Annotated in this window: 1 protein-coding gene; it reads right to left on the bottom strand. The window is 54.8% G+C overall.

Annotation, left to right across the window (positions count from 1 at the left end; translation table 11 throughout):
• The coding region (locus B9Z45_RS17135) for a hypothetical protein (RefSeq protein ID WP_199221943.1) at positions 1 to 826 on the bottom strand (826 nt) is incomplete at both ends.

Below are 826 nucleotides of genomic sequence, written 5' to 3' on the forward strand. Positions count from 1 at the left end.
CCAAAGGCCAAGCTGTTAAACACCGCGTTGGCGGGGTCGACCGTCAGGGTGTTGCCGGTGATGCTCACGCCTGCAGGCAGTGTGGCGCTGGCAGTGCCACCATTTACCTGATAGGTAAGGCTTTGCGTGCTGAGTGTGGCAGTCTCGCCGGTATCTGCATCCGTGGCCCCTTGCAGCAGATTGACGGTGTAGCTGACATCTCCCTCGCTTGCATTTGAAGCAATGGCGGCGCTCACCGTGGGTGCGTCGTTGACCGAGACAACTTGCACTGTTTGGATAATGGTCTGGCTGTTCTTAGCGCCATCACTGATCACCAAGCTGATTTGTCGATCTGTGGTGACCGGATTGTCGGAGCTGTTGTTGAACTTAACAGAAGCAAGCGCTGCTGAAAATTCACTGCTACTTGGGTTGGCACCTGATTTGGTCGCCAAAGTCAAAACGCCATTGCTGTAACTGCCAGTAATTTTTCCCGTGTCCGTGAACAGCAACACATCGCCAACCTGGACATTGGTGATGCGCATCGTCGCAGACATCAACTGGGTGTCTAAATCACTGGCACTCAAACCGCTGAAGACCAACTGAGCGTTAGATCCGTTATCCGCACCGAGCATTTCAGTGAATATCAAAGTGTGATTCACGGCTGAAAGCAACGGGGCCAGATTACCCATTTGCTTGGCAGCCGCAAGTTCCGCCGCATCGGCTTCAGCTGTGGCTTTGGCGGCTGCTATTTTGGCCGCATCAAGCGCAGGTTGGGCCGCGAATTTTTCAGCCTCCGTCTTCGCCGCATCGAGCTTGGCTTGGGCTTCGGTCAGCGCTTTGGCTGCTG

This window comes from Limnohabitans sp. 2KL-17 (assembly GCF_003063415.1).
GTDB lineage: Bacteria > Pseudomonadota > Gammaproteobacteria > Burkholderiales > Burkholderiaceae_C > Limnohabitans_A.